The 12,722-nt window shown below is 71.2% G+C and carries 15 protein-coding genes; 2 read left to right on the forward strand and 13 right to left on the reverse strand.

What is annotated here, in order from left to right:
• Positions 1-85 precede the first annotated feature (85 nt).
• From ACWEOH_RS14070 to ACWEOH_RS14095, 6 genes are all read right to left on the reverse strand, one after another.
• Positions 86-625, reverse strand: a complete 540-nt coding sequence (locus ACWEOH_RS14070) for a YaeQ family protein (protein WP_452032009.1) — start codon at positions 623-625, stop codon at positions 86-88.
• Positions 626-688: 63 nt separating this feature from the next.
• Positions 689-1,108: an ester cyclase gene (locus ACWEOH_RS14075; protein WP_452032011.1), complete on the reverse strand. Its 420-nt coding sequence runs from the start codon at positions 1,106-1,108 to the stop codon at positions 689-691.
• A 1-nt stretch (position 1,109) separates the two neighbouring features.
• Positions 1,110-1,637 (reverse strand): SRPBCC family protein, encoded by a 528-nt coding sequence (locus ACWEOH_RS14080; protein ID WP_452032013.1) that lies wholly within the window; start codon positions 1,635-1,637, stop codon positions 1,110-1,112.
• A gap of 12 nt (positions 1,638-1,649) precedes the next feature.
• The gene (locus tag ACWEOH_RS14085) at positions 1,650-3,347 is read right to left on the reverse strand and encodes a response regulator transcription factor (protein ID WP_452032015.1); all 1,698 of its coding nucleotides are present in this window, start codon (positions 3,345-3,347) and stop codon (positions 1,650-1,652) included.
• 156 nt (positions 3,348-3,503) lie between these two features.
• Entirely contained in the window at positions 3,504-3,872 is a 369-nt protein-coding gene (locus ACWEOH_RS14090; protein ID WP_452032017.1) for a hypothetical protein, read from the reverse strand.
• A gap of 248 nt (positions 3,873-4,120) precedes the next feature.
• A complete protein-coding gene (locus tag ACWEOH_RS14095; protein WP_452032019.1) occupies positions 4,121-5,098 on the reverse strand; it encodes an NADP-dependent oxidoreductase in 978 nt (325 codons plus the stop codon).
• 125 nt (positions 5,099-5,223) lie between these two features.
• Here ACWEOH_RS14095 and ACWEOH_RS14100 point away from each other — a divergent pair, with 125 nt between their 5' ends.
• Positions 5,224-6,432, forward strand: coding sequence for a Fic family protein (locus tag ACWEOH_RS14100; protein ID WP_452032021.1), 1,209 nt, complete (start codon positions 5,224-5,226; stop codon positions 6,430-6,432).
• A gap of 11 nt (positions 6,433-6,443) precedes the next feature.
• Here the strand turns inward: ACWEOH_RS14100 and ACWEOH_RS14105 are convergent, their stop codons facing one another.
• The 6 genes from ACWEOH_RS14105 to ACWEOH_RS14130 are packed head-to-tail and all read right to left on the reverse strand — an operon-like array spanning position 6,444 to position 11,466.
• The gene (locus ACWEOH_RS14105) at positions 6,444-7,139 is read right to left on the reverse strand and encodes a RibD family protein (RefSeq protein ID WP_452032022.1); all 696 of its coding nucleotides are present in this window, start codon (positions 7,137-7,139) and stop codon (positions 6,444-6,446) included.
• Complete coding sequence (locus ACWEOH_RS14110; RefSeq protein WP_452032023.1) at positions 7,136-8,137, reverse strand: lysylphosphatidylglycerol synthase domain-containing protein; 1,002 nt, start codon at positions 8,135-8,137, stop codon at positions 7,136-7,138. The genes ACWEOH_RS14105 and ACWEOH_RS14110 overlap by 4 nt, the downstream gene beginning before the upstream one ends.
• The gene (locus ACWEOH_RS14115) at positions 8,137-8,952 is read right to left on the reverse strand and encodes an SAM-dependent methyltransferase (RefSeq protein WP_452032025.1); all 816 of its coding nucleotides are present in this window, start codon (positions 8,950-8,952) and stop codon (positions 8,137-8,139) included. The genes ACWEOH_RS14110 and ACWEOH_RS14115 overlap by 1 nt, the downstream gene beginning before the upstream one ends.
• Positions 8,949-10,037: a glycosyltransferase family 4 protein gene (locus ACWEOH_RS14120; protein ID WP_452032027.1), complete on the reverse strand. Its 1,089-nt coding sequence runs from the start codon at positions 10,035-10,037 to the stop codon at positions 8,949-8,951. Before ACWEOH_RS14120 ends, ACWEOH_RS14115 begins: the two co-directional genes overlap by 4 nt.
• Positions 10,034-10,441 carry a 6-pyruvoyl trahydropterin synthase family protein gene (locus tag ACWEOH_RS14125; RefSeq protein ID WP_452032029.1) on the reverse strand — a complete coding sequence of 136 codons (408 nt, stop codon included), beginning with the start codon at positions 10,439-10,441 and terminating at the stop codon, positions 10,034-10,036. The genes ACWEOH_RS14120 and ACWEOH_RS14125 overlap by 4 nt, the downstream gene beginning before the upstream one ends.
• Positions 10,438-11,466 (reverse strand): zinc-dependent alcohol dehydrogenase, encoded by a 1,029-nt coding sequence (locus ACWEOH_RS14130; protein WP_452032031.1) that lies wholly within the window; start codon positions 11,464-11,466, stop codon positions 10,438-10,440. Before ACWEOH_RS14130 ends, ACWEOH_RS14125 begins: the two co-directional genes overlap by 4 nt.
• 39 nt (positions 11,467-11,505) lie before the next feature.
• Between ACWEOH_RS14130 and ACWEOH_RS14135 the strand changes: the two genes are divergently transcribed.
• A complete protein-coding gene (locus ACWEOH_RS14135; protein WP_452032033.1) occupies positions 11,506-12,249 on the forward strand; it encodes a CDP-alcohol phosphatidyltransferase family protein in 744 nt (247 codons plus the stop codon).
• Positions 12,250-12,287: 38 nt separating this feature from the next.
• Here ACWEOH_RS14135 and ACWEOH_RS14140 read toward each other — a convergent pair whose 3' ends face one another.
• Positions 12,288-12,650, reverse strand: a complete 363-nt coding sequence (locus tag ACWEOH_RS14140; protein ID WP_452032035.1) for a hypothetical protein — start codon at positions 12,648-12,650, stop codon at positions 12,288-12,290.
• Between the last annotated feature and the right edge of the window lie 72 nt (positions 12,651-12,722).

Below are 12,722 nucleotides of genomic sequence, written 5' to 3' on the forward strand. Positions count from 1 at the left end.
GGATCGCGTGCAACTCTAGTGATCCATCCGGGGGATCAGGACCACCGGCCATACTGTGTTGAGATGCGCAGCCGGGGGAGCACCTCTACGACACGGGGTGCTCGTGCACGGCTGACTCCAGCATCGTGCCGTTGACCTCGAGGTACATGCGGCGCTCGGTGATCGAGAGCGCGATCGAGTTGCGTCGTTCGAGCTCGGCGACGGCGGCGTCGACGAAGCCCGGGTCGAAACTGAACAGGGTGATCTCGTCAGCTCGGTGAATCCGCTTGCCGGCCCACGCCGCGGCGACCTTCGCAGGATCGCGGTGCGTGTAGACGACGGTCCGCTCGGCCTGCATGCTCCCGTAGTGCAGCCGGGCCGCGTCGGGCGCGCCGACTTCGATCCACGCGGTGAGCTTTCCGGTGAGGTCGCGCACGTACACCGCCGGCTCGTCCGTGGCGGCGATCCCGTCGCTGAACGCGATTCCCTCGGAGAACTCGAGGCAGTACGCGAGCACACGCATCATCATGAACGCGTCCGTCTCGGAGGGATGGCGCGCGACGCGGAGCGTGACGTCCTCGTAGACGCCGCGGTCCATGTCGGCCAGTTGTACCGCGAAGGTGTGGATCGTTGCGCCAGTCGCCATGGTGAGCGAGCCTACGCGGAGTTGTGACGCTGCCCGCGACCGCGGGGATCGCGATTCTCGTAGTCACGCCGAGGCCGTGGTGGGCAGCGCCCCGATCTGATTCATCAGGATGAAGAGGTCGCAGTACTGGGTGATCTCAGCCACACGCCCGTCACGGATGACCATGAGATCCCAGGCCGCGAATCTGACAGCACTCCCCGTGGGGGACACGCCCGCGAATTCGCCCTGATGCCGCCCCTCATACCTCAGCCAGGTTGAGACCAGATCCCCCTCGACCACGACGTGCTTCGGCGTGATGATCAGGTCGGGGAAGGCGGCCACGAACGCGCCGATGGACGCCTTGAGTGCCGCGAGGTCGGCACCCGCTCCGCCGTGGCCCTGGAGGTCGGGCGAACAGATCTCGTCGAGCTCGTCCAGCGCACCGGAGTTGATCGCCTCGTAGAAGCGAGCGGCCACAGCGTGCCCTTCTCGTGGATCGGTCATCTCAGCCGTCTCCGCTCCGTGCGGCCTCGGTCTTGCTCGCCCGGCTCTCGATGATCTCCTTCGCCCTGCGGAACTGCGCCTCGTCGGCTCGGCGGGCATCGATCGCGATCAGCGGCGCGAGCATCCGAAGGAGCGCCCGCCGGGGGTGAAGATCCGTGACGCAGGTCATGATCGTGCCCGCGCCGGACTCCGTCTCCTCGAACGTGAAACGGGACGTCGCGCTCAACGCACCACCGAACTCGATCTCGATCGACGCGGGCGGCAGGTATTCCGTGACCTCCCACGGGGCGACCAGGACGCGCCCGAGAGAGCGCAGCTCGTCCACTCCGGTGGTTCCCAGTGCGATGCGGTCTCCATCGACGGTCTTGCGCAGCAGTTCCGTGCTCCATTCCGTCGCATTGCGCGGATCGGTCAGGTATGCGAACACCTCGGGCCGTGGTCGGTCGATCTGGACTGTGGTCGTGATCCCAGTCATCGTCGGCCTCCTCTCATCACCGACCACGCTTCCAGCGACGGCCGTCTTCAGCATCGGGAAGCTGCCCTATTCCTGCGCCGGCTCTGTTCGCACCTGGGACGCGTTGACCACGGCGAACGCCGCGACCTCGGTTCGGCTGCGCAGGCCGAGCTTCTGAAGGATGCTGCTGACGTGATGGCCGGCAGTCTTGCGGCTGATGAACAGGCGCTGGGCGATCTCGGGGTTCGAGAGCCCCTCGGCGACGAGTCGCATCACCTCGCCTTCCCTGGCCGACAGGCGCCCGACATCGCGCGCTCCCGGCCCGGTCGGCACACCCATGCCCCGCAGGAACGCGCTGGCTTCGTCCGTGTCGATCGTGGCGCCCATCCGATGGAACGCGGCGCGAGCAGCTCGGGCCTCGGCGACGGCTGACCCGGGATCGGACTGCGCGGTGGCTCTCGCATACAGGAGCCGAGCGCGGGCGGCCGGCAGCGCCATCGCCACCTCGCTGAATCCGAGCATCGCCGCACGGAGCTCGGCCGGAGCGGATGCAGAGGCCTCCTGCAAGGAGATCTTGCCCGCCGCCAGATGCGCCTGCGCCGCATGCCGTGGGCTGCGGGTGCGGGCGGCGACCCTGGAGATGCGGACCGCGGTCCGATGGGCGGCCGCGACGTCGCCCTCGGCGAGCAGCGCGTCGACGAGCAGCGTCAGCAGCGGCAGTGATGCAACGGCATCGGTCGGCAGCTGCCCAGCCGCTTTCGACAGTCGGCTGACGGCGGATGGAGCATCTCCGGTGGCCAGGTCCAGGGAAGCCAGCGGGCGAACCGCCTCGGGGAGATCGGCGATGGAAGTGAGCAGCGCCGACGCCTCCTCGAACCTGCCCTGAACGGTCCGCAGGTCGGCGAGCAGGGCACGTGGGTGGACGCATCGAGATCTCAAGCCGGACCGCTCGAGGCCAGCGTCGGCCGTCAGCAGTGCGCCCTCCGCGTCGTCGAGTCGGCCGACCGCCAGGAAGATCCCGCCGCAGCACGATCCGCAGAACGCCGAGAGCGTGGCTTGGGCGCTGACCGCTCCGAACCCTGTGAGCGGACCGAGATCCAGCTGCTGGGTTCGCATCAGGTCGGTGCTCCATTGCGTCAGGGACTCGCTCCCGCCCAGCAGTTCGGTCGCGTCGACGAGTGCGCAGTAGACCTCCGCCAGCGTGCGTCGCTCGCGCGTCTCGCCGCTCACGGCGGCTGCCATCGCGCCATCCAGATCGCGGATCCCGTCGTCGGGGTCCGCCTGTCCGACGACGAGCAGGCCACGGCGGGCCAGCGCCAGGCACTCCAGGTCGGCATCGTCAGACGCTCGCGCCACCGCGATCGCCTGATCGTATTCGGACGCGGCGAGCACGACGTCCGCGGTGGACTCCGCGTCGGCGATCAGCACCCAGCCGAGAGCGGACGTGCGGGGCGCCCGCTCGGCAGCCTTGCGTGCGCGGACCCGCCATCCGCGGGGAACGGATCCCTCACCACGTTGGGCGCGCTTCTCACGCGCCACCCAAGCCGCTGCGCGAGCCGCCATCTCGTGGTCGCGGACCCGTGCGTACGCAGCGTAGGACTGGCTGCGCACGTCCGCGGCCTTCTCCACTTCGCCGAGCCACCAGAGTGCTTCGGCCAAGCCGTCGAGGCTTGCGCCGTCCGGTGAGGCGGCGGCGGCCCTCGCGTATGCCTCCCGTGCGGCGAGGTAGTCACCCAGCGCGAGACGCTCGGACCCGAGCTCGAGGAGCGCCGACGTATCAGTCATCACCTCTATCGTCCTCTCGGATCGGATCCCCGGCCAGACCAAGGAACGTGGCAGCGTACGAGAGGAACCGAGGAGTCGGCTCGCGGCCCGTTCAGGCTCGGCGCGGAACGTCCCGGCGGATCAGGAGACCTGCCGGGACTTCTCCATCTGGACCGATCAGCCGGTCACCAATCTCGGGCAGGACTTGAACGCCGGGAAGTCTGGATCGGGCGCGATCAGCTCCAGGTAGATCGGCCCCGGGCCGATGACCACGAACACGCCGGTCCCGACGACCTTCACGTTCGGCAGGTCGTAGTTGAACTCGACGAGGAGTCCGGGCCCTGCATCCCCGGTGAAGGGGACGAGGTCACCAGTGACGAAGCCGGACGCGATCAGGGGCCTCGCGAAGTTGTCCGCGTTGCTTCCGCCGGAGATCCCGGGCGGTGCGAGCTCATCCTGGCCGGAGCACCACTGGCCGACGATCTCGTGCACGGTGGCCGACGCCGGCGCCGCCTGAACGAATACGAGGCCGACCGTCGCGGCCACGGCGATCAGAGTTCGCGCGACGAGGTGTTTCCTGTGATGTGGCATGTTCGCCTCCTGGGTCGCAGTTCCGTCCGGTCGACCGGCCGGACGTCCTCTGCGAGGCGACGGGTTGTGATGGAACGCGCATCGCCCCGTAGGGGTCACTCACGCCACTCCGCACGTTACACCCGGGCACGCAGTGCAGGGAATCATCGTCGAGGATGCCTCATGTCAATCGACGGGTTCGTGGAGCCGAGCGTCCTTCGTGGCTACGGTGCCTTCGACACCTCGAGGACGACCTTCCCGGGAGGGCCCGCCAGGCCCCTGCTCGCGTAGGCGGCACGCCCGTCGGAAAGCGGATAGGTCCGCGCGACCGCGACCTCGATCCCGCCTTCGGACAGCAGCGCCGCAAGACGGCCGAGGTGCTCGGCATCGGGGCTGACCACGAAGAACTGCGCATCCACGTCGAACGCTCGGGCGACGTCGGCGTCGGGGGCTTCCTGCAGCGTGATGACGCGCCCCCGGGGACGAACCGCGCGATAGAGCCACTCGGGCGTGCCGGCCCCGACCGCGTCGATCGAGGCGTCGAAGCTCGCCGGCGCGATCGCGGCGGGCTCGTCGGCGACGAGCACCTCGTGCGCACCGAGGTGCTCGACGTACTCGACGGCAGCGCTCGACCGCACGGTCGCGGTGACCTCGATCCCCATGCGGCGCCCGAACTGGATCAGGAACGAGCCCACGGCACCGGTGCCGCCGCGGATGAGCAGGCGCTGCCCGGGTTCGAGTCGCAGGTGCTCCTCGAGCGCCTCCATCGCCGTGAGCGCGGGGAGCACCGCCGCAGCCGCCACGACCGCCGTGACGTTCGCCGGCTTGCGGGCGAGGTTGGCGGCCGGGACGCGAACGACTTCCGCGGCCGCACCGTCGTGGTCGAACGGCGCGAGCCCGAAGACCGCGTCGCCGATCGAGAGGTCGCGCACGTCGGGCCCGACCGCGGTGACGACCCCGGCGAACTCGTGCGACGGGATGACCGGGGTCCGGTCGACACCATCGGACTCCCACGTCTCGGGCCAGGTCAGCTCATCGAACGTGACGGCTGCAGCGCTCACCCGCACGCACACGTCCGAACCGGTCGGCGCGGCGGGCAGGGGCGCGTCCTCGTAGACGAGTTGCTCGGGCCCGCCCCGCGCATGCGCGCGGAGGGCCTTCATCAGTCGAGGCTGTTCGTCGGGAGACACTGCGGTGGTCATGGGCACACTCCTCTCGTAGCGTAGCCGGGCGGATGCCGCGACGCGCAAGGTTGACCGAGGCGCATGCATAGTTAATGTTATCGGATAAGCTTAACCACGTTCGCCGCTTGATGAAGGATACGTGGATGCCCCGATCGACGACGCCGCAGTCCGCCGCCGGCACGGCCGTGCGCTTCGAGACGCGTCCCTGGCACCCCATGGTCGCCCAGGACGTCGTCAGCCGACGCGTCTGGGAGCAGATCACCCGCCCGTACGAGGCATCCGTGCCCGCCGTCATCGCGGATCTCGAGTTCGACCTGCCCGACGAGGTCGTCGAGGACGTGACGAACGCCCAGCAGCAGCTCGTGCGGTTCGACACCGAGGTCGGCTCGATCACCGCGCCGTTCGCGTCGATCCTCCTGCGGAGCGAGTCGGCGTCGAGCTCGCAGATCGAGAACCTGACCAGCGGCGCGCGTGCGATCGCGGAAGCGGAACTCGGCGAGCGCGCCGACGGCAACGCCCCGCTGATCGTGAACAACGTCCGAGCCCTGCAGGCGGCGCTCGATGCCGCCGACGACCTGAACGCCGCGACGATCATCCGGATGCACCGGGAGCTGCTGCATCGGACGGATCCGGGCATCACCGGCAGCTACCGGACACAGCAGGTGTGGATCGGCGGCGGCAGCTACAGCCCGCACGACGCGGACTTCGTCCCGCCGCATCACGAGCGCGTCGCTGCAGCCATGGCGGACTTCGAGGCGTACTCCGGCCGGGTGGCGACGCTTCCGCTCGCGAGCATCGCGATCGCGCACGCCCAGTTCGAGACGATCCACCCGTTCCCCGACGGCAACGGCCGCACCGGCCGCGCGCTCGTGCAGGCGGCGCTCCGACGCACCGGCCTGACGAGGAGCGTGACGGTTCCCATCTCGGCCGGCATCCTGCAGCAGCGGAACCGCTACTTCAGCGCGCTCGACGCCTACCGGGCGGGTGACGTGGTGCCGATCGTCCGGGTGTTCGCCGACGGCGCCGTGCTCGCGATCGTGAACGGACGACAGCTCGTCGACGACATCGAGGCTACCCAGACGCACTGGGCCGACCGGATGTCGGGGCTGCGCGCGGATTCCGCAGCTCGCGAGATCGCCCGGCTTGCGATCGGCCACCCGGTGCTGACGTCGGCCTTCGTGCGGCGCGAGGTCGACCGGTCGGGCCCCGCGGTGTTCCGCGGCCTCGACCAGCTGGTCGAGCGCGGCGTGCTCACCGAGACGACGTCGCAGAGCCGCAACCGCCTGTGGGTGGCGCAGGACGTGATCCGCAACCTCGACGGGTTCGCGAAGCGGAGTATGCGCACGCGCTGAGCCGCCGAGCCCTACGACTCCGTCACGCAGCGCTCGGAGAGGGCGTACCGCAGCAGCGCCATGTCGCCGACCTGACGGCTCTCGGCGAGCACGGCGTGGCGCTCGGGCGTCCACGGGAACGTGCCGTCGCCGATCAGCCGCGGCGCTCGCGGGTCGCCGACGAAGAACGGGGCGATCGCCAGCTGCAGCTCATCGACGAGGTCGGACGCCAGGAACTGCGTGATCATCGTGCGGCCGCCCTCGACCAGGAGCGTGCGCACGCCGCGGCCGCCCAGGTCGTCGACGAGATCGGCCATCGTGATCTCCTCGCCCAGCCCGACCACCGTGGCGAACCCACCGAGCCGGTCGCGGATGCCACGGGCCGCCGATCGCGGGCAGTAGACCAGCTTCCCGCTGGTTCCGACGGCGAAGAACCTCGACTGCGGATCGAGGTCGCCGGTCGCGGTGACGGTCACCTTCAGGGGCGTCGGCGACAGGCCCTCGGCCTCGCGTCGGTCACGTCGCTCGTCGCTGCGCACCAGCAGCCTCGGGTTGTCGAGGCGCACGGTGCGCGCACCGACGAGGATGGCGTCGCTGTGCGCCCTCACCTCGTCGACGCGATCGAAGTCCGCCGCGTTCGAGAGGGCGAGGCGGGGCGGGGCCGCGGTGTCGAGGTACCCATCGATCGACATCGCCGCGCTGAGGATGACGTACGGCCGATCCGTCACGATCCCACCCTCTCATGCGCTCCCTCCGAGATGGCGGGGGATGCCGGCGCAGGGGTCCGCGGGCGGCGGAGGGCGGATGCCACGGCGAGCACGAGCCCGGGTGCGACGGCGATCATCGCGAGCACCCCGAAGAGGGCGGATGCCGCGACCCCCGTCGCCGCGCCGAGACCGGCGACGGCGAACGTCCAACCGGCGACTCCCTCGCGCGGGCCCCACCCGCCGAGGTTCAGCGGGATCGATCCGGCGAGCAGGATGACGAGCGCGAGGGCGGCGAGGCGCGGCGGCGGCACGCTCGCCCCGACGGCGGCGACCGCGACGCCGAGGGTCGCGACGTGGCATCCGACCACGACGATCGAGGCGACCACGACGCGCACGAACGCACCGGGTGAGCCCAGGCCCGCCGCGAGCTCGCCGAGCTCGCGTCGCAGCGCGCGTCGCGCTCGGGCGCTCGCCGCGGCCGTCGCGAGCACGGCCACGGCGAGCACCGTGAGGCCGATGCCGAGCACCGGGAGCACGTACCCCTCGAACTCGAGGCCGAAGCCCGCGAGCACGACGACCGCCAGCGCGATCTGCACGACCTGCCCGGCGGTGCGCTCGATGACGACGGCGCGCGCGGCCTGCGCGACGTTCCCCGCGTCGCGCCCATGGGTGACCGCACGCTGGACGTCGCCGACCACCCCGCCGGGGAGCACGGTGTTGAGGAACTGCGACCGGTAGTAGTGTCCGACCGCGTCGCGAAGGCGGACGCCGACGCCGAGCCGCCCGGCGATGACGCTCCAGCGCCAGGCCGCCGCGATCGTCGCCACGGCCGAGAGCGCGAGCGCGACCGCGATCACGGGGAGGTCGATGCTGGCCAAGCCGTGCAGGAACGGCTCGGACCCCACCTGGGCGACGACTGCGACCAGCACGGCGACGCCCACGAGCGAACGAACGGCGAGACGAACCCACGTCCTCGACAGGATCGCGCGGACCCGGGATGCGCTCGCCGACGCGAACATCACGGCCACGCTAGGAGGTCGGTGTGCACGACGACGGCCGAGAGCTCGCCGCGGCGGAGCTGCTCGGAACGCAGCGCCCGGTACGCCGCGCCCTCGTCGCGGAGGTCGGCGCGCTGCTCGAGCGCCGCATCGACCCATCTGTCGAACCACTGCTCGAGGAGGACGGGATCGTGATCGCCGAGCCGCCAGCGAGTGTCAGCGGTCCGGATGCTCCAGCCCGCCTCGCGGAACAGGCGCTCGGCGCGCCCGGCGGCGGCCGGCCCCAGGAGGCGGCGCCCGCCCGCGAGCCGCTGCTGATGCGCGTTGAAGGATGCCGCGAACACCTCGTCGCGGGGATCCGGGGGATCGAGGCGCACCTCGCCCGTGACACTCAGGCTCAGCAGCACGGGGCATCCGACCGCGACGCATGCCCGGATCACTGCGCGAAGCTCCCTCGTCGTCAGCACGTCGAGCAGTGCCGACGCGGTCACGAGCGACGCGCCCGCGAGCGCGCCCGCATCGAACCGTTCGAGTTCCCCGGTGCGCGCGCGAACGGAGACGGGCCGTCCGTCACGATCGAGCGGGACGACGCCGTTCGTCGCACGCTCGGTGAGGTCGGGGTTCCAGTCATGCAGCACCCAGGCCTGCGGGCCGGGCAGCAGGGGTGCGAGCCACCGCATCATCGAGCCCGTGCCGCTGCCCAGGTCGTGGACGACGACCGGAACCGATCCGAGCCTGCCGGATGCCGCGACGGCGAGTTCGCGGGACCGGGCGCGGGAGTCCTCCGCCTCGCGCAGGGCGAGCCAGTCGCTGCTGACCGCGATGATCTCGCTCATGCGCTGCGCCGCCGCTCGCGTCCCATGGCGTCCGTCGACGGGCGGACCTCGCGCAGCACCACGGCGACGGCGGTCGCCGTGGCCCCCCAGGTCCGCGTCGCGAAGACGGTTCGCGAGCGCATCGCCTCGGCCTTGAGCACCGCACCCCACCCGCGATCCACCTGCCAGCGACGCAGCACCGCGCGGAGCGCCACCGGGTCGTCCGGTCGGGTGAGGATGCCGCCCCGACTGCCGGCGATCGCCTCGGCCACGCCGCCGACCCGCGCGGCAACCACTGGGATGCCGCGAGCGAGCGCGTCGGCGACGACCATCCCGTAGCTCTCGGACCGCGACGGGACGACCACGAGATCAGCGCTCCGGTAGGCGTCCCCGAGTCGGCGACCGGTGAGCACCCCCGTCAGGTCGACGCGCTCCGAGAGCGCTGCCGACCGGATCACGGCCCTCACGCGGTCCGCGAACTCGCGATCGGCGTCGAGCGAGCCCGCGATCGTGCAGCGCCAGCCGGGCAGGTCGGTCATGCCCGCCAGCGCGTTGACGAGCACGTCCTGTCCCTTGTGCGGTGCCACGGCCCCCACGCACAGCAGGTGGCCGCCCGATCCCGATCCGGGCGTCGCCGTGACCGGGTCCGTTCCCGGGATCGCGACGGCGATCCGATCGGGCTCCGCGAGCCTGCGTGCGATGAGCTCGGCGCGGGTCCACTCGCTGGTGGTGATCACGCGCCGCGCGGCCTGCAGGGCCACCCGCTCGCGCTCGGCCGTTCGGGCATGGCCGGGCGCGCGATGCAGGGCACCGGCGACCATGTGGGCCAGCACGACGATCCGAAGGCGCGGCGCGTGCGCGCGGAGCACCTCCGACGCCGCGACGGCGATCAACCCGTCGACCAGCACGAGGGCGCCGTGGGGGAGCGCGGACATCGCGCTCGCGGCATCCGTCACGCGGTTCGCGGCCACTGGAACCAGCCGCATGTCGAGGCCCTGCGCCCGCAGGCCCTCGGCGAGGCGCCGGTCGTAGACGTTGCCACCGCTGACGCGGTCGTCGTCGTCGATGCCGTCGGGGACGAGGAAGTGCGCGGTCGGGTCCGTCATCCGTTCACCTCCCGCTCGTAGCTCGCCCACGCGATGTGCGACTCGTGCAGGGTCACCTCGATCGACGAGATGCGACCGCCGGATGCCCCGAGCCGGCCGTCTGCGACACGCTCGGCGAGGCGGTCGGCGATGACCTGGCACAGCCGTTCGGTCGTCGTGTTGATCCCGGCGAACTCCGGTACCTCGTCGAGATTGCGGTAGGTCAGTGCACCCGTGATCTCGCCGAGCGCCTCGGACGCCAGCGCGATGTCGACGACCACGCCGTCGGCGTCGAGCTCGCTCGCACGGAACGACGCGTCGACGATGAAGGTCGCACCGTGCAGGCGCTGCGCCGGGCCGAAGGTCTCTCCCGAGAAGCTGTGGGCGATCATCATGTGGTCTCGCACGGTCAGGGTGAAGGTCACGAGGCGTCCGTCCAATCGATGGTGCGGCAGAGTTCGGCGTCGGGTTCGGCGGCGAGTGCCGCCATCACCCCGGGCAGCTCGCTCCATGGGGAGTCGCCCGTGAGCAGGGCGTCGAACGCGTCGTCGCGCAGGAGCTCGAGGGCGAGCGTGAGCCGGTCGCGCGTCGACCGCGAGCCGCGTCGGCGTCGGGCCACCGCGCCCACCTGGCTCGACCGGATGGTCAGGCGGCGCGAGTGGAAGTCGGCGCCGAGCGGCAGGGTGACCGGCCGGTCGCCGTACCAGCTGGCCTCGATCACCTCCCCGTCGGTCACGACGGACTCGAGCGCGAGCCGCAGCCCGGCCTCCGACCCGCTCGTGTTGACGACGAGGTCGCGCTCGCCCGGTGCGTCCCCGGGTGCGGCGAAGCCGACGCCGAGTCGGTCGGCGACCGCGCGCCGCGACGGGTCCACGTCGACGAGCACGACGTCGAGACCCGGGATGCCGCGGGCCAGTCGGGCCACGCAGCATCCGATCATGCCGGCGCCGACGATCGTGACCCGGTCGCCCAGGAGCGGCGCGGCATCCCACAGCACGTTCACCGCGGTCTCGACGGCCCCGGCGAGCACCGCGCGTCGGGCAGGCACGCCGGACGGCACGGGAACCACGGCGTCGGCGGGAACGATGAACGCCGACTGGTGCGGGAACAGGGTGAAGACGGTCCGGCCGCGGAGCGCTTCGGGCCCGTCCTCGACGACCCCGACGTTGAGGTAGCCGTACTTCACCGGCCCGGGGAAGTCGCCCTCCTGGAACGGCGCGCGCATCCGCTCGTGCTCGCCGACCGGCACGCGACCCAGGAAGACGGATGCCTCGGTGCCGCGGCTGATGCCCGTGTACCGGGTGCGCACGAGCACCTCGCCGGCGCCCGCGCGCGCGATCGGCTCGCGGCGCAGGGCCCCGACGCCCGGTTCGTCGATCCAGAACGCCACGGCCTCACGCAACGGTGCTTCCCCCTCGGTGAACCATCCGGCGATCTCCTCCGTATACATGAATATGCTCCGTGCGACGCTCCCGAACAAGGACACGTGATGGCGGGCGACGAGGTTCAGCTCCCACCCATCGGGTCGGCCCTCCTCGGGGCGGTGGGCGTCGCGGCGATCTGGACCGCCGGCGGACTGCCCGCGATCGGCTGGATCGCCGCGCTGGCGTACCTGACGGTGAGCACGGCACTCCTGCTCCGCGCGCTGCGCCTCCGGCACACCCTGCGCTTCGGCTGGGCGAACGTCGTCACGGCCACGAGATCGGCACTGGTCGGCATCATCACCGGCCTCGTCGCCGCGTCCTTCGTCGAGCCGATCCCAGTGCCGCTGCTCATCGGCCTGGCGGTTCCGGCGCTCGCGCTCGACGCCGTGGACGGCTGGGTCGCACGGCGCACCGATTCCATCACCGAGCTGGGGGCGCGCTTCGACATGGAAGTGGATGCGTTCCTCCTCCTGGTGCTCAGCGTGTACGTGGCGCAGGTCCTCGGGCCGTGGGTGCTGGCGATCGGCCTGATGCGCTACGCGTTCGTCGTGGCCGGATGGATGCTTCCGTGGCTTCGCGCGCAGCTCCCGGCGCGGTACTGGCGCAAGGTCGTGACCGCCGTGCAGGGGATCGCGCTGACGCTCGCGGCATCCGGCCTGGTCGCTGATCTCTCGGGCGTGCTCGTGGTCGTCGCACTGGCCCTGCTCGTGGAGTCGTTCGGCCGTGACGTGGTGTGGCTGGCGCTCCGCAGCCGCAGCAGCGTGCGCACCCGCAGCCGCGCTCGCCCGGCGGAGGTGGATGCGTCGTGATCGACGCGCCCACCGGTCCGGGTGAGGAGGAGCTGCGGTCACGCCGTACGCGGCGCGCGGAGCACCACGGCCGTGGCGAAGGCGAGCACCACGATGCCGATCGACTCGATGACGACCGTCTCGGGGACGAGCGTGAAGTTCCACGTCTCGGTGATGCCGAAGAACCCGACCGTCAGCGCGAGCAGGAGCGCCGAGAGCGTCGCGATGACGAACAACAGGCTCAGGACCGTCGTGATGCTGAGGAGCCGCCCGTGCAGGAACAGCATCCCGATCGCCAGCACCAGGCCCGCGATGGCGTTCAGGACGAACAGCACGCCGAGCAGGCCGCCGACGCCGACGAAGACCAGGTAGAGGTGGATTCCGCCGACGACGAGGAGCACGATCGCGCTGAGGATCCGCATGACCCACAACATGGTCGAGTTGGTTCTCGTCGTCGTACTCGTGTTTCCAGTCATGGTCTGACCCGCTTCCGA

This window comes from Agromyces sp. NPDC004153, from assembly GCF_053603635.1.